Annotated in this window: 24 protein-coding genes; 13 read left to right on the top strand and 11 right to left on the bottom strand. The window is 57.2% G+C overall.

All coding sequences use genetic code 11. The features are described from left to right. The first annotated feature begins 21 nt into the window (after positions 1-21). Positions 22-375: a winged helix-turn-helix transcriptional regulator gene (locus ACOVRA_RS07765; RefSeq protein ID WP_421719783.1), complete on the top strand. Its 354-nt coding sequence runs from the start codon at positions 22-24 to the stop codon at positions 373-375. 26 nt (positions 376-401) lie between these two features. On the opposite strand, the gene ACOVRA_RS07760 is transcribed toward ACOVRA_RS07765, so the two are convergent. From ACOVRA_RS07760 to lgt, 4 genes are all read right to left on the bottom strand, one after another. Next, positions 402-1,334, bottom strand: a complete 933-nt coding sequence (locus ACOVRA_RS07760) for a ribose-phosphate pyrophosphokinase (protein WP_085340785.1) — start codon at positions 1,332-1,334, stop codon at positions 402-404. 103 nt (positions 1,335-1,437) lie between these two features. Continuing rightward, entirely contained in the window at positions 1,438-2,265 is an 828-nt protein-coding gene (gene pgeF, locus ACOVRA_RS07755) for a peptidoglycan editing factor PgeF (protein WP_421719782.1), read from the bottom strand. A 6-nt stretch (positions 2,266-2,271) separates the two neighbouring features. Continuing rightward, complete coding sequence (locus tag ACOVRA_RS07750; protein ID WP_421719781.1) at positions 2,272-3,369, bottom strand: class I SAM-dependent methyltransferase; 1,098 nt, start codon at positions 3,367-3,369, stop codon at positions 2,272-2,274. Between the two features lie 5 nt (positions 3,370-3,374). Further along, complete coding sequence (gene lgt / locus ACOVRA_RS07745) at positions 3,375-4,220, bottom strand: prolipoprotein diacylglyceryl transferase (protein WP_421719802.1); 846 nt, start codon at positions 4,218-4,220, stop codon at positions 3,375-3,377. A gap of 236 nt (positions 4,221-4,456) precedes the next feature. On the opposite strand from lgt, the gene ACOVRA_RS07740 reads away from it, so the two are divergent. The 4 genes from ACOVRA_RS07740 (at position 4,457) to ACOVRA_RS07725 (ending at position 6,899) form a co-directional block, all read left to right on the top strand. Further along, complete coding sequence (locus tag ACOVRA_RS07740; protein ID WP_298229115.1) at positions 4,457-4,759, top strand: accessory factor UbiK family protein; 303 nt, start codon at positions 4,457-4,459, stop codon at positions 4,757-4,759. Positions 4,760-4,864: 105 nt separating this feature from the next. Next, positions 4,865-5,374, top strand: a complete 510-nt coding sequence (locus ACOVRA_RS07735; RefSeq protein WP_290806421.1) for a YbjN domain-containing protein — start codon at positions 4,865-4,867, stop codon at positions 5,372-5,374. Between the two features lie 5 nt (positions 5,375-5,379). Next, positions 5,380-6,186, top strand: a complete 807-nt coding sequence (gene proC / locus ACOVRA_RS07730) for a pyrroline-5-carboxylate reductase (RefSeq protein WP_421719780.1) — start codon at positions 5,380-5,382, stop codon at positions 6,184-6,186. 32 nt (positions 6,187-6,218) lie between these two features. Beyond that, positions 6,219-6,899, top strand: a complete 681-nt coding sequence (locus tag ACOVRA_RS07725; protein ID WP_421719779.1) for a hypothetical protein — start codon at positions 6,219-6,221, stop codon at positions 6,897-6,899. Here the strand turns inward: ACOVRA_RS07725 and ACOVRA_RS07720 are convergent. The 3 genes from ACOVRA_RS07720 to ACOVRA_RS07710 are packed head-to-tail and all read right to left on the bottom strand — an operon-like array spanning position 6,856 to position 9,443. Continuing rightward, positions 6,856-8,166: an ATP-binding protein gene (locus ACOVRA_RS07720; protein WP_421719778.1), complete on the bottom strand. Its 1,311-nt coding sequence runs from the start codon at positions 8,164-8,166 to the stop codon at positions 6,856-6,858. The genes ACOVRA_RS07725 and ACOVRA_RS07720 overlap by 44 nt on opposite strands. A 27-nt stretch (positions 8,167-8,193) precedes the next feature. Continuing rightward, positions 8,194-8,889: a response regulator gene (locus ACOVRA_RS07715; protein WP_421719777.1), complete on the bottom strand. Its 696-nt coding sequence runs from the start codon at positions 8,887-8,889 to the stop codon at positions 8,194-8,196. Further along, complete coding sequence (locus ACOVRA_RS07710; protein ID WP_421719776.1) at positions 8,889-9,443, bottom strand: MarR family winged helix-turn-helix transcriptional regulator; 555 nt, start codon at positions 9,441-9,443, stop codon at positions 8,889-8,891. Before ACOVRA_RS07710 ends, ACOVRA_RS07715 begins: the two co-directional genes overlap by 1 nt. 96 nt (positions 9,444-9,539) lie before the next feature. Here ACOVRA_RS07710 and ACOVRA_RS07705 point away from each other — a divergent pair, with 96 nt between their 5' ends. Further along, a complete protein-coding gene (locus ACOVRA_RS07705) occupies positions 9,540-10,415 on the top strand; it encodes a branched-chain amino acid aminotransferase (protein ID WP_290807511.1) in 876 nt (291 codons plus the stop codon). A gap of 8 nt (positions 10,416-10,423) precedes the next feature. Then, positions 10,424-11,659 carry a serine hydrolase domain-containing protein gene (locus ACOVRA_RS07700; RefSeq protein ID WP_421719775.1) on the top strand — a complete coding sequence of 412 codons (1,236 nt, stop codon included), beginning with the start codon at positions 10,424-10,426 and terminating at the stop codon, positions 11,657-11,659. Here ACOVRA_RS07700 and ACOVRA_RS07695 read toward each other — a convergent pair. Together ACOVRA_RS07695 and ACOVRA_RS07690 are read right to left on the bottom strand one after the other, a co-directional pair. Continuing rightward, positions 11,640-12,095 carry an NUDIX domain-containing protein gene (locus ACOVRA_RS07695; protein WP_421719774.1) on the bottom strand — a complete coding sequence of 152 codons (456 nt, stop codon included), beginning with the start codon at positions 12,093-12,095 and terminating at the stop codon, positions 11,640-11,642. The genes ACOVRA_RS07700 and ACOVRA_RS07695 overlap by 20 nt on opposite strands. Before the next feature lie 178 nt (positions 12,096-12,273). Continuing rightward, positions 12,274-14,175, bottom strand: a complete 1,902-nt coding sequence (locus ACOVRA_RS07690) for a response regulator (protein ID WP_421719773.1) — start codon at positions 14,173-14,175, stop codon at positions 12,274-12,276. A 177-nt stretch (positions 14,176-14,352) separates the two neighbouring features. Between ACOVRA_RS07690 and ACOVRA_RS07685 the strand changes: the two genes are divergently transcribed. Genes ACOVRA_RS07685 through ACOVRA_RS07675 form a run of 3 tightly spaced genes read left to right on the top strand, consistent with a single transcriptional unit; the run spans position 14,353 to position 16,493 of the window. Then, positions 14,353-15,114 carry an SDR family oxidoreductase gene (locus ACOVRA_RS07685; protein WP_421719772.1) on the top strand — a complete coding sequence of 254 codons (762 nt, stop codon included), beginning with the start codon at positions 14,353-14,355 and terminating at the stop codon, positions 15,112-15,114. Next, the gene (gene folB, locus ACOVRA_RS07680) at positions 15,111-15,596 is read left to right on the top strand and encodes a dihydroneopterin aldolase (RefSeq protein WP_421719771.1); all 486 of its coding nucleotides are present in this window, start codon (positions 15,111-15,113) and stop codon (positions 15,594-15,596) included. The genes ACOVRA_RS07685 and folB overlap by 4 nt, the downstream gene beginning before the upstream one ends. 39 nt (positions 15,597-15,635) lie before the next feature. After that, positions 15,636-16,493: an NAD(P)H-hydrate dehydratase gene (locus tag ACOVRA_RS07675; protein ID WP_421719770.1), complete on the top strand. Its 858-nt coding sequence runs from the start codon at positions 15,636-15,638 to the stop codon at positions 16,491-16,493. Positions 16,494-17,410: 917 nt separating this feature from the next. Here ACOVRA_RS07675 and ppk2 read toward each other — a convergent pair. Beyond that, positions 17,411-18,169 (bottom strand): polyphosphate kinase 2, encoded by a 759-nt coding sequence (gene ppk2 / locus ACOVRA_RS07670; protein ID WP_298230730.1) that lies wholly within the window; start codon positions 18,167-18,169, stop codon positions 17,411-17,413. 130 nt (positions 18,170-18,299) lie between these two features. On the opposite strand from ppk2, the gene ACOVRA_RS07665 reads away from it, so the two are divergent. The 3 genes from ACOVRA_RS07665 (at position 18,300) to ACOVRA_RS07655 (ending at position 21,243) form a co-directional block, all read left to right on the top strand. Then, entirely contained in the window at positions 18,300-19,028 is a 729-nt protein-coding gene (locus ACOVRA_RS07665) for a 16S rRNA (uracil(1498)-N(3))-methyltransferase (RefSeq protein ID WP_421719769.1), read from the top strand. A 117-nt stretch (positions 19,029-19,145) separates the two neighbouring features. Then, on the top strand, positions 19,146-19,787 hold the full coding sequence (locus tag ACOVRA_RS07660) for an alternative oxidase (RefSeq protein WP_298230702.1): 642 nt from the start codon (positions 19,146-19,148) through the stop codon (positions 19,785-19,787). A gap of 91 nt (positions 19,788-19,878) precedes the next feature. Continuing rightward, a complete protein-coding gene (locus ACOVRA_RS07655; RefSeq protein WP_421719768.1) occupies positions 19,879-21,243 on the top strand; it encodes a glutamate--cysteine ligase in 1,365 nt (454 codons plus the stop codon). Positions 21,244-21,254: 11 nt separating this feature from the next. Here ACOVRA_RS07655 and ACOVRA_RS07650 read toward each other — a convergent pair whose 3' ends face one another. Further along, complete coding sequence (locus ACOVRA_RS07650; protein WP_421719767.1) at positions 21,255-22,517, bottom strand: hypothetical protein; 1,263 nt, start codon at positions 22,515-22,517, stop codon at positions 21,255-21,257. Between the last annotated feature and the right edge of the window lie 39 nt (positions 22,518-22,556).

Here is a 22,556-nt window from a genome sequence, read left to right as displayed (position 1 = left end):
CGAATTTATGCAGGAGTCCGCATGGGATTGCCGCCAAACGTGCTTTCGCAACGCTGTGCCTCGCGCCGATATCTGGCGTTGGTCGCGAGTAAATGGTCGCTGCTGGTGATCAATGCCTTGGATGATGGCCCCGCGCGCAATGGTTTCCTGATGCGCATGGTCGAAGGCATTTCGCAAAAGATGCTGACCCAGACGTTACGTGACCTTGAGGCGACAGGCATTGTCAGACGCGAGGATCATCGCACCGTGCCACCACATGTCACCTATGAATTGACACCACTTGGCAAGTCTCTGCGTCAAGAGGTGCGGTCGCTGATCGCTTGGGTGGAAAGCCATATGCCCGCTTTGGGTGGGTCAGAACCAAACCAACCCTAGACGAAGGCCGTGGGGCCAACGCTGCCTCAATCAAATAGTTTGGAGACGCTTTCTTCATTGGCAATCCGGCGAATGGCTTCCCCGATGAGCGGTGCCACCGAGACGCAGCGCACTTTGCTGGACTTGGAGAATTTGTCGCCATGATCGATGGAGTTCGATACCACCAATTCCTTCAGGGCTGAGGCATCGACGCGGTCAAACGCGCCGCCCGACATCACGCCGTGGGCCACATAGGCCGAAACCGAGGCCGCGCCCTTGTCCATCATGGCGGCGGCGGCATTACACAAGGTGCCAGCCGAATCGACAATGTCGTCAAACAGAATGCAGGCGCGGCCAGAGACGTCGCCAATGATATTCATGACTTCGCTTTCACCGGCACGCTCACGGCGCTTGTCGACGATGGCAAGGTCAGCGCCGAGGCGATTGGCCAAAGCGCGAGCCCGCACCACACCGCCAACGTCAGGGGACACGATCATCAGATCATCGGTTTTGTAGTTGCGGCGAATATCTTGCTCCATCGTATTGGTGATGAAGAGATTGTCGGTCGGGATATCGAAGAAGCCTTGGATTTGGCCAGCGTGCAATTCCATGGTCAGCACGCGGTCAGCACCTGCAGTGGTCACCAGATTAGCAACCAGCTTGGCCGAAATAGGCGTGCGGCCACCTGTTTTGCGGTCCTGCCGGGCATAGCCGAAATAGGGCAGGACGGCGGTGATGCGACGGGCAGAGGCGCGGCGCAAAGCGTCCATACAGATCAGCAATTCCATCAAGTGGTCATTGGCTGGTGCGCTGGTCGACTGAATGATGAAGACGTCTTCCCCGCGCACATTTTCATCAATGGTCGCGAAAATCTCATTATCCGCAAAGCGGCGCACTTGGGCGCGCGTCAATGGAACGTCGAGATAATCGGCAATGGAGGATGCCAAGGGTTGATTGGCGTTGCCTGCAAGCAATTTCATGATGATCGATCCCCGTCCAAACGCCAATCCGCGTCAAATTTCCACGCGATTGCCTGAGCGGTCGATTAAGCAGAGAGCGCCCCGCGTGCAACCCTTTGTGATGCTATCGGACGATACGAATGGCAGACAAATTTCGTCCGTAGTCGGCTTCGCCCGCCAGATTGCGGCGGCGGTTCGAAAAGAAATGCGATTCTTCAGCGCATGTGTCCTGCGGCAGCACATCAACTGCGCCTAAACCAGCAGCCCTTAAGCGGGCCGCGCAATAGCGTTTCAGGTCAAAAAGCGAGCGATCGTCTTTGCCGGGGATAAAGAATCGCTCGTTCGCCGGATCGGCTTGGATGAAGGTCGCTACGAATTCAGGGCCAACTTCATAGCTGGCTTGGGCGATACACGGGCCGACAGCGGCCACGATGCGGGCAGGGGAGCCGCCAAGCTTTACCATCTTGGCAATGGTGGCTTCCAAGATGCCGCCAATGGCACCCTTCCACCCTGCGTGGGCGGCAGCGACGATGCGTGCGGCCGGATCAGCAAACAGGATCGGCGCGCAGTCAGCGGTCAAAACCGATGGCGCAACCGATGGACAGCGCGTCACCAAAGCGTCGACTTGCGGGCGATCGCCTTGGAATGGGCCGTCCACCATCAGTGCATCGGCACCATGGACTTGATAGGCTGACAATAGGCGGTCTGGCGAGACGCCAATATGGCTTGCAATACGGCGACGGTTCTCTGCCACATTGGCAGGATCATCGTTCGAGCCGGGTCCCGAATTCAAACTCTCATAAATGCCAGAGGATACCCCACCTACGCGGCCATAAAAGCCATGCTCAAACCCTGCCAATTGCGACAGCATGGCTGAGCGCACGGGCGCGAGCTCAAAGATCAAATCTTCCGATGGTGATGTAGGGGTAAGTGCTGAAGCGACGTCTGGCATGGTCGGTTAAAGTCCAATGGGCGGACCATGAGCGGCGTTGAGGGGAGACTCAAGGGCCACCACATGGAACAGCCCGCCCATATGCGCTTCTCCGATCAGTCTTTCCACACTGCGAGTCAGGTCAGATTCGCAGTGGGGGTTTGCGCGAATGAGGGCATCGCGGCGCGCCTCGATGCCCAGGCTTTGCAGAAACTCCCGTTGCGAGACGGGGCCAGAGGTGCCGAGGCCGCAGGTTTTGGCTAAGGAAATCAGGGCAGCGAAGTCGACATGGGCGGTAAGGTCTGCTTCGCCAACATGGTCGAGTGGATGGGTCTTTTGATGGCGGAATAGCGCTTGGAAACTGTCACCCGCTTGGCCACTCACATCGCCATAGTCGATGATCAGGGCGCGGCCACAGCCCGTGCGCAGGCGCTGGGCTAAGATTTCAACAAGGGTGGGCAGGCCCGGGGCGTGCTCGCGAACGGCACCCACGCCGTCATTTGGCATGGCACAAGCGGGCGCTTCGGCCAAAGCTGGTCCAAGGCCAAAGGTTAGTCTCCCTTCGGCGTCCACACCGACCAGCTTCTCATGCCAGCCTTGTTCGCCCCGCACAAATTGCCGGACCGGCAGGCAGTCCAGAAATTCATTGGCGACGATGAAGCCGTCGCCCTGAGGCACGGCGTCGAGATTGTCATGCCAGCGAGCAGGAATGGCACCGAGCGCGGCACGCTGCGCGTCTCGCAAGGGCGGGTTGGTTTCTACCAGATGCAGCTCAACACCATCCATGAAGCCCGGCACCTTGCGGCAGACGCGCAGCATGTCCGCCATCAGCGTACCGCGACCGGGTCCGAGTTCAATCAGGTGGAAGGGGGCGGGGCTGCCAAGGTCGAGCCAGCTTTGCGCGACCCACAGACCGATCAGTTCGCCGAAAATCTGGCTGATTTCCGGGCTGGTGGTAAAATCCCCACGTGCGCCCAAGGGCAGGCGCGTGGCATAATAGCCCGCTTGGGGGTCATAGAGGGCGTGCGCCATGAAGGCATCGATGCTGATCGGACCACAAGCTTCAATCATCTTGGCCAAGCGGGTTTCAAGCCCGGTTGGGTGTGGCCGCTCTGGCGGGGTCACAGCCTTCAGCCTACCTGTTCGGACTTGGCTTTACCGGCGCGCACGCTGGCCCAAAGGAAGAGGGCGACACCAAACGCGACCATGGGCAGGGAATAGAATTCACCGTGGGTGAAGCCCAAGATCAGCGATGCATCGGGCTCGCGGAACTGCTCACCAATCAGGCGCGCGATGCCATAGCCCGCGACAAATAGCCCTGCGGCTTGGCCCGGACGCTTCAAGATGCCAAAGCGTCTAACCGCCACTTGCAGCACGATAAACAACAAAACGCCTTCCAGAGCGGCTTGATAAAGCTGGCTGGGGTGACGAGTCAGGCCTTCAGGATCGGTGCGGAAGATAAAGCCCCAAGACACATCCGTGGCGCGACCATAAAGCTCTTGATTGATGAAATTCGCCATCCGACCGAAGAACAAGCCAATCGGTGATACGACAGCGACCGAATCGCCCAAGGAAAGCAGGGACTTCTTCCGACCGAGTGCGGTGCCAATAACGGCCAAACAGACGCCGAGGAAGCCGCCATGGAAGCTCATGCCGCCTTCCCACACCCGTAAGACCGACATCGGGTCTGCCAGCATTTCGGGGCGATAGAGCAAAACATAACCAATACGACCGCCAAATAGCACGCCCAATGTCGCATAGAACAAAAAGTCGTCGATATCTTCCTCATCCAAAGGCGACTTGAGGCCCCACAGCGCAGGCTTCTTCACCATCCCCACCATCAAGCGCCAGCCAAGGATCAGACCCGCCACATAGGCGAGCGCATACCAACGCAAGCCAAAGGGACCGAGTGCGAACCCAAAAAGGTCAAACCCGGGCAGTTGAAACACAAAGGGGGAGATGTCGGGAAATGGAATGGACATATCGATCATAGCAAGCCTTTAGCAAAGGAAAGGGGGCATATGCAAAGGCTCTCACAATCGCAGCCAGGCACAAAAACAGCAGCAAGCTAAAAGGCCTTGGAAAACGCTAAGAGAAACTTCACTGTGACGGCAAAGGCGATCTTAAACACCTTCTGTTAGGAGAACAGGTCTCGCGCAGGTGATGTAAGTTTGTCATAGCGCAACGGGAATAGACCCGCTAGAAGGTCCTTATGCAAACACGTAATCCTTTCCTCGACGAATTTTCAAAATTGGCAACCAGTGCGGCAGGGGTCGCCCAAGGTGTGGGTGAAGAGGCCCGTGCCTTCTGGCGCTCGCAAATGGAGCGCATGGTTGTGGACATGGATCTGGTGCGTCGCGACGAATTTGACGCCGTGAAAGATCTCGCCGCTGCGGCCCGTGCAGAGGCTGACAGTCTGAAAGCGCGCCTTGAAGCGTTAGAAGCTTCGATCGGAACGCCTGCGAAAGCAGCAACCAAATCGGCTTCGACAAAAAAATCGGCCAAAAGCAGCTAAAAGCTTTGGCGCACCGCTTGCAGCGCGCGCCATTCCCGCCAACCATGCCCAATAGCGGTGCGCGATTCGCGTGCCGTTTGTAAGCGAACCACCGTGGAGGTTATTATGGACCGCCAATTTACGCTTCGAGACGAAGATTTTTTCGAAGATGCGGACACCCTAGATACGGTTGAAGCCGTTCTGGCCGCAGATTCGAAAGCCTATGAGCGTTTGGACGAAGAAATCCACTTCGCCGCCTCCATGACCTATTGTGATCTGCATGGGATTTTTATTGCTCGAGAAGATGCACCTTCTTTGGCACTCAGCCTGATTTTTGATCTAAAGGCGCCCCGCATGCGTCGGGGTGATATTGCCTCCTTGCTGGCTTTGTTAAATGAAGCACTTTGGTTGGGCCATTTTGAGCTTTCTTCCGATGACAATGCCTTGTCGTGGCGGGCTGTGGTGCCTTTGATCGGCCGCGACACGCCAGAGCCTGCCGAAGTGGCGGCGATATTGGCTGCTGGCGTGGAAGCCTGCGAGCGGTTTTACCCTGCGTTTAACTTCTTGCTTTGGGCAGGCAAAACACCTGAAGAGGCCGCCCAAGCAGCTTTGTTTGAGACTGCCGGAGAGGCGTGAGTTTTATGAAAAAGCGAATTGCGCTTGTCGGCGGTGGCCGGATGGGCGGAGCCATGTTGCGCGGATGGGCCCCGATGGCCGATACGTTTGATCTGGTCGTATTTGAACCCTATCCATCGGCAGAAGTGTCTGAAATCGTCGCGACGCAAAACTGGGTATTGAACCCAGACCCAGCTGAAAGCTCGGCGTTCGACTGCGTTGTCGTGGGCATTAAGCCGCAATTGTTTCCAAGCGTGGGTGAGCAGACCATCAGGCATTTGGTGTCTGACCATACGCTGGTGCTGTCGATCATGGCGGGCATTGGTACGTCGAAGATTGCTGAAATTCTTTCAGCCAGCCAAGTCATCCGCGCTATGCCAAACACGCCGGGTCAAATCGGCAAGGGTGTTACGGCCTATTGGAATAGCCCCACGGTGCCCTCAGAAGCCGAAGCCTTGGCTGTTTCACTGTTGCGCCCACTCGGCACGGTCGAAAAGCTGCAAAGCGAGAAGCAGATGGATGCAGTGACAGCCGTGTCTGGCTCTGGCCCCGCCTATGTCTTCCTGTTGGCCGAGGCCATGGCCGCCGCTGGCGAAGGCGAAGGCTTAGAACGAGGCTTGGCAGAGCGCTTGGCTTGGCAAACGGTGATTGGGTCGGCTGCGCTGATGGAAGAAACCGGGCAGAACCCACAAGATTTGCGCCGTGCCGTGACAAGCCCTGAAGGCACAACGGCTGCTGCAACCGACGCTTTGACGGCGGGTGGCGGGATTGTCACTTTGGTGCGTCGCGCGGTTGAAGCCGCCATCCACCGCTCGCGTCAATTGGGTAAGTAGCCGAGGGGGCCTTCGGGCCCTATATTACGCCCATGACCCACCGCGACCCTTCCTTGCATGCACCGCTTTTTCAGGCTTTGGGCGAAGCTGCACTGGCCTTAAGCGCCGAAAAACCTTGGACCGAAGTCAGCTTGGTCAGCCTGTGCCAAACAGCGGGGCAGAGCTTGGCTGCCTGTGCAGAAGCCGGGGTCACGCGCCTTACAGTGGCCGAATATCTCGACCAGACGCTGGATCGTGCGATGCTAGAGGCTGTGTCGGACTTAGATGCAGATGCCCCCAGCCGCGACCAATTGTTTGACGTTGTGATGGCGCGATTTGATGCGATGGCTGACAATCGTGCGGCTTGGGTCTCCATCCTGGAAGCCGATCAAGACGAGCCCGCCGCAGCCCTTGCCCGTGCCGCCCGCCGGATACGCACTGCCGCCTGGGCCTTAGAAGCAGTGGGCATCTCCACCACAAGCCTCAAATCGACCGCCCGCGTCATGGGTCTTGCCCGCCGCTTGCGCAAAGTCGAAGCGCTTTGGCTAAAGGATGATGCTGACTTGTCAAAGACGATGGCAGGCCTCGACCAGAGCTTGCGCGAGAGTGAGGATTGGTTGGCGCGCGGCGAGAAATTCGCTGACTTTCTCAAGTCCAGTCTGCAATCAGGTGCCACGCGCCGAGCCCGTGCTAAAGCGGCAGACGCACACTCACCCGAAGACCCCCCAGCGTAGAGCGCGACAGCACTAAATTGCCGCCGTGCGAGCGGGCTGCATCATAGGCCAGCGCCAAGCCCAGTCCCACGCCTTTCCGGTTCTGATTACGGGCGGGGTCGAGCCTTGAGAAGGGTTTAAGCGCCTCTTCATAGCTTTCAGGCGCAATCCCAGGGCCATCATCATCGACATAGATATAGATCGCATCTTCGCTTTGCGAGGAGCTGAGCGCGACCGTCTGGCCAAAGGACAAGGCATTTTCAACAAGGTTCGAGAGGCAGCGCTTGAGGGCAATCGGGCGGCCAGACGTCGGCAGGCTGTCGGCAAGACCAGACCCATCGATGTCGCGGCCTGCACGGGCGACATCTTGAATGATGGCGCGCGCAATTTCGGCCAAATCCAACACTTCACGCTCTTCCGACCACTGGCCTTGAGCAAAGGCCAAATATTCTTCCAGCATGCCCTCCATCTCGACTATGTCCTTGCGGGCTTCGTCAATGTCGCTAGACGGCGGCATCATCGCCAACTGAAGCTTCAGACGCGTCAGAGGGGTCCGCAAGTCATGACTGACCCCAGCCAGCAGATTGGTGCGTTGCTCAATGTGGCGCTGGATACGACCGCGCATCTGGAGGAAGGCCAAGGTGGCGCGACGCACTTCGGCGGAGCCAGCCGGCTTTAAGCTGACATTTTCGCCCCGCCCAAACCGCTCTGCTGCATCAGCGAGCCGCTCCATCGGGCGAACCTGATTGCGAATGAAGAGGACGGAGACCGTCGCCAACAGGATGGTCGCCCCTGCCAGCCACAAGATGAAGATGCCGCCCGTGGACGCAAAAACCCGGTCGCGATAGGCCAGAAAACGCAAGACCCCGCCAGGCACTTCTACTCGGATGTCGACATAGTCTGGATAGCGCGTGGTATCGAACCAGAATTTCTGCCGCAAGGATCCGGACAAAGCGCGGCGCAACGTGCGGTCAAAGGCCGGAATCACGGCCAGGCGGTCCCGCTCTGGTAATTTGGCTTGCTTTTGAAGGGCTACCGACAGGCGCAAGTCTGCGCGCGCATAATTTGTGATGGATGCGAGATTTTCTGGCGTTGGATTGTCGGCATAAAGCTGCGTGACAAGCGCCACATCGCCAGCGGCCCCTTCACTTAAGCGACGGCTGACTTGTTCCCAATGCAAGTCAAAGAACAAATAGGTCACGACCATTTGCATGATCGCCACGGGTAAGACGATGATGAGGAGCGAGCGGGCGAAGAGCCCGCGTGGGATCAGCGCCTTTAGGTCCATCGCAGAAGGCCTTGAAGCGAAACAATCCTACGCATCATGCATCAACCGATAGCCAAGACCGCGCACGGTTTGCAGATAATGCGGCTCAGCCGGATCATCTTCCAATTTGCGCCGCAGACGGGTGACTTGCACATCGATGGAGCGCTCCACGGTGACGCCAGCTTTGCGGGCCAATTCCTCCCGCGTAATGGTAGCACCAGGCCGGGCCGCCAGTGCGGCCAACAGGTCCTTTTCTGCGTCGGTCAAACGCACCAAGACCCCATCGCGTCGAAGTTCGGCTTTGGAGGTGTTCCAAGTGGCAGAGCCCAACAAGAGCAGGTCGGCCGCAGGCGCTGGGCGGGCACGTTTGAGAATCGCGGCCACGCGCAAGGCCAATTCTTCGGGTTCAAACGGCTTGCCGAGATAATCATCAGCGCCGGCTGTCAGGCCCTCAATCCGGTGGCTAGGGTCGCCCAAAGCGGTCAAGAGGATGATTGGCGTATCGCGCTCGCCGCGAACAGATCGCGTGAGCGAGACGCCGTCTTCGCCCGGCATCATGACGTCTAAAATGACGAGATCGAACATCAACGCATCCATCAGCTTGCGTGCGCTGGCGGCATCGGAAGCTTCCGTCACCGAATAGCCAAGGCCACTGAGATAGCGCTTCAATAGGCTGCGGATGCGATCATCATCATCGACGACGAGAAGATGGGCAGGATGTTCGGCGTGGGCGCGGGGGGCCATCAGGGGGCTCTATTCGGTTTGGGGGAAGAGGTCACGCTGGCTGGCGCGTTAGCGGTCTGCGTGGCAGTCGATTCTGTCAGCGTCGAGAGGACTTTATCGCACCCCGCCACGGCTTCACTGCCGGCAAGGCGGTAAGCGGCAGCGAGGCGCGTACGCATGGCCAGAGCCAATTCGGTTGCGACTGCGGCCCCTTGCGCGGTGAGATGGACAATCTTGCGCCGCGCATCGCGCGAATCCTCTGTGCGGTTAAGCCAAGCGCGCCCCTCCAGTCCGTCCAGCGTCTTCAGCATCGCTTGTTTGCTTAAGCCCAGTTCGGCCGCAAGTTTCAGCACGGGCAGGGGGTGACCCAATAATTCGCACAGGCAACGCGCTTCGGCCCAAGAAAGATCATGCTGTTGCCGCTGTGCTTCGGTAGCGGCCTTCAACAAATCACCTGCCTTGAAAATCAAGGAAACGCCAAGGTCGAGCTCATCCTCACGCAAATAAAGACGCGGCCCGCCGGCGGCGGCGCTGCTTGATCTGGCAAAAGCATTCGGTAAGGTGTTGACAGTCATGGCTGGTCCGAGAGATTGCGTCTCATCGCATTTGGGTTCAAGCCCACCGACTGTGAAGCTTTGACAACCCTATACACTGAACTAGGCACAAGACACATGACTTTCATTCCTTATGACGATCGCGACGGCTGGATCTGGATGGACGGCGAATTTAAGCCTTGGCGCGAGGCGAAAGTACATGTTCTAACCCATGGTCTGCACTATGGCTCGTCGATCTTTGAGGGCGAGCGCGCCTATGACGGCCAAATCTTTGAAAGCCTGCGCCATACGGAGCGCTTGTTCCGCTCGGCGGAGATTTTAGGCATGAAGCCAGCCTTCACCGTCGCAGACATTGAGGCCGCGAAAGCGGAAGCCATGGCACGTAATGGCTTTGAGAATTGCTACATCCGCCCGGTCATGTGGCGCGGCAGTGAGATGATGGGTGTGTCGGCACAACAAAGCACCATCCGCGCCGCTGTCGCTGTTTGGGAATGGGGCAATTATTTTGCTGACAAGATGAGCGGTATCCGCGTCACCCATGCGAAATGGCGTCGGCCTGATCCAAAGACGGCACCCTGCGAAGCCAAGGCAGCAGGTCTTTATATGATCTGTACCGATTCCAAACATGCCGCAGAAGCGGAAGGCTATGCTGACGCCTTGATGCTCGATTGGCGCGGCCATGTGGCCGAGGCAACCGGTGCCAATATCTTCTTTATTCAGGACGGAGCCATCCATACTCCTGTGCCAGATTGCTTCCTCAATGGCATCACGCGGCAGACGGTGATCCGTCTTGCGCGGGAAAAAGGCTATGAAGTGGTTGAACGCACCATCATGCCAGAAGAATTAGGCAATTTCTCGGAATGCTTCATCACAGGCACAGCCGCCGAAGTGACGCCGGTCAAAGAGATCGCAGGCATTTACTACCAACCAGGTCGCGTGTGTGAGGACATGGTCACCACCTATGACGCTCTGGTGCGCGGCAAACTCTCATAGGAGACGTCATGAAAAAAGGTTTCTTGGCCCCAGCTTTGGGGATCGCGGCACTTGTGTTGGTTGGGGCTGGCGCATTTGCCTACAATGGCTTGGACAAAGAAACCAAAGGGGCGCTGGCGCATTTGCCGACCAATCGGGACGTGTTGTTCTGGTCTATCCCGCAACGTGATGCCGCTTTTCGTGCGATGGACCGGCTGGAATTCTTGGCTAAAAGCCATGTGGTCGAGGCTGGCCCCAAGGCCTCTGATCTTCCGGTTGGTACACCCTTAGCGATCCCAAATATCGACGCTTATATGCAGGGCCAGCGCTCTTCTGGTATCGTCATCCTCCAAGACGGCAAAGTCCGGTTTGAGAAATATGGCTTAGGTTTTGATGCCGCGGGGCGCTGGACAAGTTTCTCTGTGGCCAAATCCTACACCTCCACCTTGGTGGGGGCTGCCATTCAAGACGGCTATATCAAGAGCCTGTCTGATAAGGTTTCAACCTATATTCCAGGCCTTAAAGGCTCGGCCTATGATGATGTCACGGTGGAGCAATTGCTCACCATGTCTTCAGGCGTGTCGTGGAATGAGGATTATGAAGACCCAAATTCGGACGTGGCAAAATTCAATAATGCCAAGGCTGACGCAGGCTTAGATGCCACCACCAGCTATATGCGCAAGCTCCCCCGCGCCCATGCACCGGGTACTTTTTGGAACTATAATACGGGCGAGACGAATCTGGTCGGCATTCTGGTGAGTTCTGCCACCAAGAAGCCGCTTGCCACCTATTTGTCCGAGAAGCTCTGGAAGCCATTTGGCATGGAGCAGCAGGCAACATGGATTCTCAATAGCACGGGTCAAGAAATCGCGGGCTGTTGCTTGCAAATGGCCACGCGTGACTATGCGCGTATGGGGCTATTTGTGCTGGCAGGCGGTAAGATTGGCGACACCCAAGTTGTCCCCGCCGATTGGTTTGCCAAAGCGACCACCAAGAAGATGTATTATGGCGAGCCGGGGCGTGGCTATGGCTATCAATGGTGGACCTATGACGATGGCAGCGTCGCGGCGCAGGGCATTTTCGGGCAAGGCATTTTTATCGATCCCAAGCGCAAACTTGTGATTGCTTCTAACGCCAATTGGACACGTGCGACCGATGGGCCAGAAGGCGCAGCCCGTGACGTCTTCTACAAGCAAGTTCAAGATTTGATCGATGCAGAGGCTGCCGCAAAAGCGCCAGTCGCGGCTACCAAGTCAGCAAACTAGGGCCACCTTGGGCTTCTGCTAAACGGCGTTGGGTGCTGGCTGTCGTGCCGGGCGGCAAATCGGTGATCGAGAAAAAGCCGTGCTCGGCGATTTCATGGGCACGGTCGGTTGTCTCAATCGTCCAAGCATTGGCGCGATACAAGAGGACATGGTCGCCTTTGAAATAGGCAAAATTGGTGTGAATGGACATCAGGCGCAGGTCTTCTGGTCGAATAATCAGACCTGCCTCTTCGCGTGCTTCTTTGATGGCCGCATCCAACGCATGCTCCCCCCGTTCTACCCCGCCACCGGGCAGATGCCAGCCGGGCAAATAGGTGTGGCGCACCAAGCAGACGCGGCCTTGGTCATCAATGGCAAGGATTCGCACGCCAAGGGTTGCCCCACGGCTCAGGCGAAACCACGTATGCATCACAACTTTGCGCAAAAACTTTAGCATGCGGTCTTGTATAGGGTGACTTGGCGTCGCGCGCCAATGCCGCTAGAGAGACACGCAACGATATAAGGAGTTTCCACGATGTATGCCATTCTTGCTCTCGTTTTGGCCGTTGGTGCGATGGGTTTATTGAACCTGATTGAATTCAAGCGCCTCGACTAATCTCGTTTCGACGTCCGATTCACCCATTTTGCGCCGTGGGTTCTTCGGCTGCAGCGGCTGCGATGGGAGCTAAAGCTTCGTACAGTTCTGGGATGGAGATCGGCTTATTCAAAAAGCCGGTCATACCCGCCGCGAAGGCGGCTTCACGTGTTTCTGGACGCGCATCCGCTGTCAATGCAATGATTGGCATAGCGGGAAAATCCACAACTTGCATATCGGCTTCCAAGGCCCGAATGTGGCGCGTCGTCTGATAGCCATCCATATTGGGCATGTGTAAGTCCATCAAAATGGCGTCGAAGCGGGCCTTCTGGATCGTCTCCAGACACATGACACCGTCGGCTACAATCACACAGGAATGGCCTAATTGTTCGAGGATCACCGCGATGATCCGTTGATTAATCAGATTATCTTCTACCACGAGAATACATAAAGTGCGCATGGAACCGAGTGCGCCAATTGGCTCATCCAGATTACTCGCAACCCGCTCTAACGGCAGATAAAATTGTATCGCGCCATTGCGTGTGCCGCGCGTTGCAATCGTAACATCGCCGCCCATCGCCCGAGCAAGCTTACGGGCCAGTGGCAAGTCAATCCCGTTGCTTTGTGTGATGGGATTGTCAGGCGTCTGAATGCTGGAAAATGGCTCAAACAAGCTGCGGGCTTCGTGGCTAGAATATGGGGCTCCAACATCCTGCAGGATCACCAAGGTGCCATGGCCATTCTCGCCCGCACTGAGGCGCATCTTCATAATACCCGGTCCACTACGCTCAATCGCATGGCGCAACATGGCTTGCAGTGTTCGTAAGAAAAGTTTTTCATCACCTAGGAAATTCGCCTGTGCGGCGGGGTCAATGTCCAGTTGAAGGTCTATCCCGCGCGCCAGGGTTCGCGCTTGCATGGCGTCACACGCTGTCAAACAGGTCTTTGCGAGGGGGAAGGCGTTCGTTCGGATGTCCATTGTGCCGGAATCAATGCCGGAAAGGTCCAGCGCCGAGTCGACCAGCGACAATAATTGCTCACCAGCCAACTCCGACGCTTCCACCAAATCTGTCAATTCGGGCCGGTTTGACTGCTCTTTCAGGATGCGGGGCAAAGCCATGAGCGCATGAATGGGGGTACGAAACTCATGACTGAGACCCGAGACAAAGCGGTTCTTGGCCTCAAGACCCGCTAGGGCGGTCTTGCGCGCCTCAATCAATTCGCGCTCTTTTTGCTTCTGATCGCTGATATCGACGACGGTACCGGCAAAGCGCAGAACAAGGCCGTCGCGGTCATGAATGCTGGTTCCACTGACCGAAACCCAGCGCACTTCGCCAGTTGGCCGCATGATTCGAAATTGCGCCTGATAGGGGATGCGTTCGCCAAAGGCCTTTGCACAGGCGGCGCGCACCAACGGCCGGTCTTCCGGATAAATCAAATCTTCAAACACGGACAAATAAGTCCGTGCATCTGTTTCAGGTAGCCCCAAAATCTCGCGACAAGATGACGAGAAGAAATGTGAGCCGGCTTCGCGGTCGTGATCCCAAACGCCAATCTTTGCATGACGCATCGCAAGCGCATAACGCTCTACAATGGTTCGTGAATCGGCCATATCGTCAGCGGCGTGAAGCGGGCTATTGAACGTGATTTGCACCGCTTGCTGGCCGCGAAAGTTGATTGATCGCTCCGTCACATCCGCAAAAAACAAATCACCATCGACAGTCGAAAAATAAGAAAAGCGGCGCTCTGGGTCCTTTTGCGGCCGCACAAACGTGCCCATCAGCCCCGTCACAGCGCGATAATCAGTCAGGTCGCGGGCAGAGCCAAAGCCAAAAGCCGCAGCGGCAGCTCGATTGGCATACAAAATTTCGTCGCGACAGCGAACAAGAATACCCTGAGGGAGGTTGCTTAAGATATCATCAAGGGTTCGCAAGTAATCCATGGAAGCAACCAAATTAGGTAATCAAATTTAAGATAATAATTTACTATTTATAATCCTTAAATGTTTATCAGAAGATAATAAAGTCCATCTTGCAGCGGCCAACTGCGCCGCGGACTTTCCACAGCCTCGAAGGGCTGGCCCTTCAAGCCTCTGTGCCCTAGTTTAAGCGCCATGACGATGAACCCTAAAACCGTATTGGTGACCGGCGCTGGCCAACGTCTTGGCCTTGCCATCGCTCAAAAGCTGGCAAAGGCGGGCCACACTGTCATCCTTCACGCCAGCAATTCGATCGCCCAAGCCGAGGCTGCTGCCGAAAGCCTGCGGGCAGAGGGGGCGAAAGCCTATGCGGTGCAGGCAGACTTGCTGGTCGAAGCCGATGTCGCCAGCCTAATCACGCGGGCCAGCAGCCTAGCGGGCGCGCCCATCACGGGTCTCGTCAATAATGCCTCTATCTTTGAAGGCGATGAAGCCTCAGACTTCACGCGTGCCAGCTGGGATCGCCATTTTGACGTGCATGTGCGGGTGCCGTGCGAATTGGCCCGCAATCTGGCTGCGGCTTTGCCAGCGGGGCAGAGCGGCTCCATCGTTAATTTGATTGACCAGCGCATCTTCAAGCTCACGCCGCAATTCTTCACTTACACGCTATCGAAAGCTGCTTTGGCCACAGCAACTCACACATTGGCGCAAGCCCTGGCACCGCACGTCCGCGTTAATGGCGTCGCACCGGGGCCGACCGCGCGCAACATTCGCCAGTCTGAGGAAGATTTTCAAAAACAAGTTGATGCCACTTTGTTGGGCACGGGCAGCCCGGTCGACGATGTGGTAGAAGCGGTTTGTTTTCTGCTAAATGCCGAAGCCGTTACAGGCCAAATCATGGCCGTCGATGGCGGTCAAAGCTTGATTTGGCGCACAGCTGATGTGGATGGGATCAACGAATGAAATCTTCCGGCCCCTCTGAATTGGGCGTTGTGATGCGACAAGGCGGCATGATCCGCCGCCCGGCAAAGCCACCCGCCAAACCGTTTTCTGACCAAGCCAAGAGCGAAGAGGCTGTGTCGACCCGCGCCGTCTCGACCAAGATTTTCGTCAAAGGACTGATGGTTGAGGCCGAATGCGGCGTCTATGCGCATGAAAAGGGACGGCGGCGTCCTTTGGTGGTCGATCTGGAAGTGCAAGTCGGTACATCAGTCCGGGCAGGCAGTGATGAGCTGGCCGAGACGGTCGATTATGACAGCTTGGTTTCCCATGTCCGGACCGTGGCCGCAGGCGAGCATTTGCATCTGATTGAAACCTTTGCCGAAAAGGTTTGCGAAGCCGTCCTCACCGATGCGCGGATATTGAGTGTCCGGCTCCGCGTTGAAAAGCCCGGCGCAGTTCCCGGCGCTGCTTGCTCGGGCGTAGAGCTTGAGCGGACACGCTAGGCGATGTCTGGCGCGCCTCCCTCACAAGCGGTGGCGTCGATGACAGGGTTGGCGATCGGTGTCGACGAGGCCCGCGCCATTCCATGGCCCAACGCACATTCTCATAAGCATAGTCGTGGGAGGCTTGCCGTCATTTGCGGTGGTAGGCTGCAAACCGGTGCAGCGCGCCTAGCTGCGGCTGCTGGTCACCGCATGGGGGCAGGGTGGGTCAGCCTGATTGCAGGTCCTGAGGCCACCCAGATTCTCGCTTGTCATGAGACCGAGCGATTGATCGTGGAACGTGAGCCCGTTCAAAGCCTCTCCAGCCTGTGTGTGGGCTTTGACGCGGCAGTCTTGGGCCCGGCCTTCGGGCTGACTGATGTCCAAGCCGCCGATGTTCTGGACATGGTGCAGGGCTTTCCCAAACCCTTGGTGTTGGATGCCGATGCCTTGAGCTTGATTGCGCAAAGTGGTCGCGAGGGCGGGCTATGGCAGGCCGTGCAAGCGCGCAGCGCCCCAACCATCCTGACGCCTCACAGCGGTGAATTCACGCGTCTTGCTGGTGAATTTGAGTCTGACAAGAAGGGCGAAGCAACTTTGAAGCTTGCCCAAGCCTTAGGCGCGATCTTGGTGCATAAGGGGGCCGAGACTTGGGTTGCAGCCCCCGATGGTCGCTTAGCCGCGTCAGACTTGGCGACACCCTTTTGCGCCAGCGCAGGAACAGGCGATGTGCTGGCAGGCCTGATCGGTGGCCTGTTGGCGCAATCTATGCCCGCCTTTGAAGCCGCCTGCGCGGCGGTTTGGATCCATGCGACCGCGGCCAATCGGGTTGGCCCCGGCCTAATTGCCAGTGATTTGATTGCTGCCTTGCCCGCCGTGTTGAACGACCTTGCGCCAGAGGGTTTGAAGGCGCGGTAGCTTTAAAGCCCCTCTCCCAAAGGGAGAGGGGAGAGCGACTGCGGTTAGAGTGCAAGTGACGGATCAGTAGCGACGAACACCATGTGAAATTCGGTTCAAGTGTGGTTTTGCTTGACCGCTGGGCCCTAAAGCGATTGCATACATCCTACTTTCAAACATTTTGAGGAAGTGTAGGCGATGGAGAATTGGGAGAAAATATTATATGGCGTGCTTATCCCTGCAAGCGCTCTGTACGCTTGTTTGGCTAGCACCAATGTTGTTTCATTTGGATTGCCTGAATGGTTGGCTCTTGTACTTTATCTTATTCCGATAGCTGCTGGTGCAGTTTGCTACTTATTTTGCCTACAAGTTATTGGCCATTATTTCTATCCAGGGGCAAAAGTGAATGTAAGTCATTGTGTTGAGGTCATTAAATTTGTGTTTTTTCCGGGTACAATAGTTTTAAATACCTGTCTGGTCTATTTTGTAGTCAAAATTCTATTGGGCTACAGCGATGAAACAGATGACTTCGCGCTCGGACTGCTAAGAAATATTTGGATATTCCAGATTAGCTTTCTTTCGATATTCGCCCTCGTCAGATTGAAATTTCGAATTGGCCCATTCTCTGATTAGCGCAGCGCTTCAAATGTTGGGGCGGTACAAGTGAGTCGTTCCACGAACAGCGCAAAGATACTGTCGATCGTTTTTTCGCTTGGTAGGCCTTTGCCGGAGGCTCCGCATACGTAAAGCCCGTGTTTGAGTGCGCGCGACATCTGGGTGAAACAGGTTCTCACCCTATGGGGTCCAGATGGAAAAGTATCCGATCGCTGTCATCCCGGACGGCGTCAGTCGATCCGGGACCTCCTGCCGCAAAGTCCTTTGGGGTCCCCGCGCTCCACTTTCACTGCGGCGGGTATGACAGCGTGCCAAAGGCCCCCTCAATCCGCCAATCGCCCTTCCTTAAGCGCCTTGGCCGTGAATTTAAACAGCAGCTCGCTCGACGCCTCGGGCACTTGGCTTTCCAGTTTTGGGCAGGCGAGTTGGTGCAGGACGTGGCTGATGATGGCGAGACGGGCGTGCTTTTTGGAGTCGGCACGGACGCAATACCAAGGGGTGCGCGCGGTATGGGTGGCTTTGAGCATTTCGTCGCGCGCAGCGGTATAATCATCCCACTTTTCCTGCGCGACGGCATCGAGCGGGCTGATCTTGAGACGGGCGAGCGGATCGGTGCGGCGTTCTTCTAGGCGTCGAGCTTGTTCTTCGCGGCTGATATCCAGCCAGAGCTTGATGATATGGGTGCCCGATTCACTCAACATGGTTTCAAAGGGCACCACATCGCGCAAGAAATCGGCGTGCTCTTCGGGCGTACAAAAGCCCATGACAGGCTCAACCCCACCGCGATTATACCAAGAGCGGTTGAAGATCACGACTTCGCCGGCGGCTGGCAAATGGGCAGCATAGCGCTGAAAATGCCATTGGGTTCTTTCGCGGTCTGACGGTTTAGGAAGTGCCACAACACGGGTGGAGCGCGCACTCATATGCTCAATCATACGTTTGATCGTGCCATCCTTGCCCGCCGCATCGCGGCCTTCAAAGATGATCAACACTTTTGCGCCTGTCTCCATCAACCATTGCTGGGTGGTGACGAGCGCGACTTGCAGAGGCTCTAGCCGCTCGAGGAATTCGGCATCCGACATTTTGGACTTGGCAGTATCGCTTGCAGCTTTTGTGGACTTCTTGTCGTTGGCCATCTTGCTTCCTCCGGCATAAGCTTGAAGTGTGCGCACCACATTTCGCCCCGCGCAAGGGGGCTAGCCAAATGAGTGAATGATGAAGCCCAGCCAACGCCTCTATGTCGCCGCCGACCTTGGTCATAATCAGTCGGTCGCTTTGGATGCAGGCCAAGCCCATTATCTGGCCCATGTCCTGCGATTGCCCGCGGGCGCAGCCATCTTGTTGTTCAATGGCCGCGATGGCGAATGGTTGGCCCATTTAAGCCAAATTGGCAAAAAGGGCGCGGAAGCCCTCTGCGCCGAACAGACCCGCACCCAAACCCCGGTCTGCGATCTCGACCTGTTGTTTGCGCCGGTCAAAGGCGACCGCACCGATACGATTGTTGAGAAGGCGACAGAGCTTGGCGTCGCGCGCATCCGCCCCGTGCTGACCGAGCGCACCATCGTGCGCAAACTCAATCTCGACCGCCTGCGCAGCAGGGCAGCGGAGGCGTCTGAGCAATGCGGTACTTTGTTTGTGCCAGAGCTGTTCGACGCAGTCGCACTTATGAGCTTGCTCGATCCCAAGGCTGAAAAGCGTGTCATCCTGTTTGCCGATGAAGCCGGCGACGCCATGCCGGTGGCCGAGGCCTTAGCCGATAAGCCCGCCCGCGTCGCACTCCTGACAGGTCCTGAGGGCGGCTTTACGCCAGCCGAGCGGGAGAAATTGCGCGCCAGCCCTCTCGTTCGCGCTGTCAATTTGGGGCCACGCATTCTGCGCGCCGACACGGCCACTTTTGCGGGCCTCACCCTGATCCAAAGCGCCTGGGGCGATTGGGTTTAAGGGGCAAAGGAGGGGGGCGACATTGCGTCGCATTTTCGTTTTCAGCCCCCATCCCCATCTCTTGCTTGGACCTTGAGGCACTTATGCGCGACAGGTGCCCAAAAGTAGGAGATAGTCATGAGCACGGCGTCGGGTTATCCTTTTGAAACGGCTAATCCTTTGGAATATCATCAAGCCCCACAAGACCTCTCAGACCGGGTGGCTTTGGGCTTGACCCGCATGTTGCGCTTCTTTGCCGACCACTTCTTTGCCAAGCGCTATGGTCACCGGGCGGTGGTGCTGGAAACCGTGGCCGCTGTGCCTGGTATGGTGGCCGGGATGCTGGTGCATATGCGCAGCCTGCGCCGCATGGAAGACGATCATGGCTGGATTCAGACGTTGCTGGATGAGTCGCAAAACGAGCGCATGCATCTGATGACCTTTGTCGCCATCGCTAAACCAAACTGGCTGGAGCGCTTGTTGATCCTGCTGGCGCAAGGCGTGTTCTTCAACGCATTCTTTGTGCTCTATCTCTTCTTCCCTCGCACGGCCCACCGGATGGTTGGCTATTTCGAAGAAGAAGCGGTGATCAGCTATACCTCTTATCTGGCTGAGATTGATGCGGGTCGACTTGAAAATGTGCCAGCACCGGCCATCGCCATTGATTATTGGCAGCTAGCCCCCGATGCGCGACTGCGCGAGGTGGTGCTGGCGGTTCGGGCCGATGAAGCCAAGCACCGCGACGTCAACCATCAGTTTGCACACGCCTTGACAGCATAAAGGCGGCAAAATCCGATTGGCCTTCTTGCGCCTGTCATAAACGCGCCCTAACTCACAGCCACGTGACTGACGCGTCGTATGAGACTTTGTGATGGCTGATTCAGAAGATTTTTCCCGCCCCCTCGAGACGTTTGAGGATTTGTTGCCCTATTTCGATGCGGGGCCAAAGCCGAAATCGGATTGGAAAATCGGGACCGAGCACGAGAAGTTCGGCTTTTATAAAGACACCCACGCGCCTGTTCCTTACGCGGGCGACAATGGCGTGCGCGCGCTTCTCGACGGGATGAAGACCCTTTCGGGCTGGGATGGGATTTATGAAGGCGAGGATATCATTGGCCTGAAGCAGGGCATGGCCTCGATCACGCTGGAGCCCGGCGGTCAGTTTGAATTGTCGGGCGCGCCGCTGGAGCATTTGCACCAGACCTGCACCGAAGTTGGTGCCCATTTGGCCGACGTACGCACCGTTACCGATAAATTGGGCATTGGCTTTTTAGGGCTGGGTTTTAACCCGCTGCACAGCTTGGAAGAAATTCCGCTGATGCCCAAGGGCCGCTATAAGATCATGCGGGACTATATGCCCAAGGTCGGCCGTCTCGGTCGGCAAATGATGTTCCGCTCCTGTACCGTGCAGACCAATCTGGACTTTGGTTCAGAAGCCGACATGGTGAAGAAGTTTCGCGCTTCGCTGGCGTTGCAACCCATCGCCACCGCCTTGTTTGCCAATTCGCCTTTTGCCGAAGGTCGCACCAATGGCTTCTTGAGCTACCGCGCCCATGTGTGGAGCGATACCGACCCAGACCGCACCGGTATGCTGCCGTTTGTGTTTGAGCCGGGCATGAGCTTTGCCCGCTATGCAGAGTGGGCGCTGGATGTGCCGATGTATTTTGCCAAGCGCAATGGCGAATATCTCAATCTGGCTGGGCGTTCGTTCCGCGACTTCATGGCTGGCCGCTTGCCCGAATTGCCCGGCGAAAAGCCGACGATGAAGGATTGGGAAGACCATTTGACGACCTGCTTCCCAGAAGTGCGTTTAAAAACCTTCCTGGAGATGCGCGGCGCAGATGCGGGCCCTTGGTCGCGGCTATGCGCTTTGCCAGCTCTGTTTGTCGGCCTGCTCTATGATGATGCGGCGACAGAGGCTGCCCTCGAGCTCGTGAAGGACTGGACCGCAGAAGACCGCGAGAGTCTGCGCCGCACCGTGCCTTTCTTGGGTCTGAAATCGCCAATTCGCGGACGCAGTGCGCAAGATGTGGCGAAAGACGTGTTGACCATTGCTCGGCAAGGCTTGCGCGCTCGGGCTAAGCTGAATGCGTCGGGTGATGATGAAACGGGCTTCTTGAGCGAGCTGGACGAAATCGCGGCCAGCGGCATGACCCCGGCTCAACGCTTGCTAGAGCGCTATCATGGCGAATGGGGCGGCAATATCCACAAGGTCTATGAGACCCACGCCTATTAAGGTCTCAACGCCTAAAGCCGATAGCCCAGCCGCAGCGTGATCTTGTCGACATCAACCAAGGTGTTGATCGTGGTGCCGCGCGTATAGCGTGTCTCCAACGAGATATTGGACCCCGCTGAAGGGCGCAGGCCCGCGCCGACCGAAAAAATGCCGCCTGAAGCTTTGCGGCTGGTGATATCATAGCGGCCATTATAGCTGCTGGAGATGGTAATCACGCCAAAGCCGAAGTCCTGCTCGGCACTCAATCCCAAATTCATCCCGCCGCGAAAATAGGCGTCGAGTTCCGCGAGCTTTTGGCTGTCACCGGGATCTTGCACATCGGCATAATCGACCACAATCGAGAGGTTGCAGCGCATGGCCCAGCCCAAGGCGTCGCGGCGGGTACAAGGGCGGACGCGCGGGAAGTCGATCAGCGCATCGCCCACCCACACAGCGGCTTTGGCCGCATCATCGGTTTGAAACGCCATGGAACCAAAGCCAATGGCCCCGCCTGCCTGTTTGGGGTTGCGGAAGATAAAGCTATTGCCCAGCGTTAGATCATTGACCTCTTCGCGGCCAGATCGGGCGGCGCGGCGGTTATATTGCACAAAGGGTGTCCAGCGAAGCTCGGTGGCCTCGGATGGTTTGGCAAATAAGATCGGCTCAATGGCGAGCGCTAAGCTGGCGTTCAACAGGCGCGTATCGGCGGCCTTATCCTCTTCAAAGCCAAGGGTGGCAAAGCCGCGTTCGCGCGGCGGCTTGATAAAGTCATTCTTGCTGTCGGCAAGGATCAGACCGCGCCTGTGCGGCGCTGGTCCCTTTGCTGGCACGACGACAGCCGGGGTTGGCGGAGGCGGTGGTGAGGTGGCGATGCAGGCCAAGCTAATCCCATCAGTGTCGCCATTGAGGAAAGCAATCGCGCGTGCCCGTGCATCGGGTGCGGTTTGGCTAGCCAAAGTAAAGCGCGCCTCGCTTGGCGCAGGTGTCGACAACACAGCCATGGTCGCGGTTAACAACGCCGTCACGGCAGGGTCGGAACTATGTGCCGCAAATTGCCCTAAGCTGCGGGATTCAATCGCGCTTAACAGCTCACCATTCATGGTCAGCCCGGCTTGGCCAATCAATCGTTGGCGCAAATCAACACCGCTAAAACTTTGGCCAGCCGCTTCACAGGCCACTTTGTCATACAGACGCTCAAGCGTGGTGGGGGCAGGGGTTGCCGCTTGGGCCAAGGCAGGCACTAAGCACAAAGGAGCGGAAAGGCCCACTAGAAGGGGCAAGAGACGGCGGATCATGGCGGCGCTTTAGCCTGAAACGCTAAAGCCCGCCAAGTC

This window comes from Aquidulcibacter sp. (genome assembly GCF_049239865.1).
Classification (GTDB): Bacteria; Pseudomonadota; Alphaproteobacteria; order Caulobacterales; family Aquidulcibacteraceae; genus Aquidulcibacter.
The sequence above is the reverse complement of the archived record's forward strand: the minus strand, read 5'-3'. Positions and strand labels throughout refer to the sequence as shown.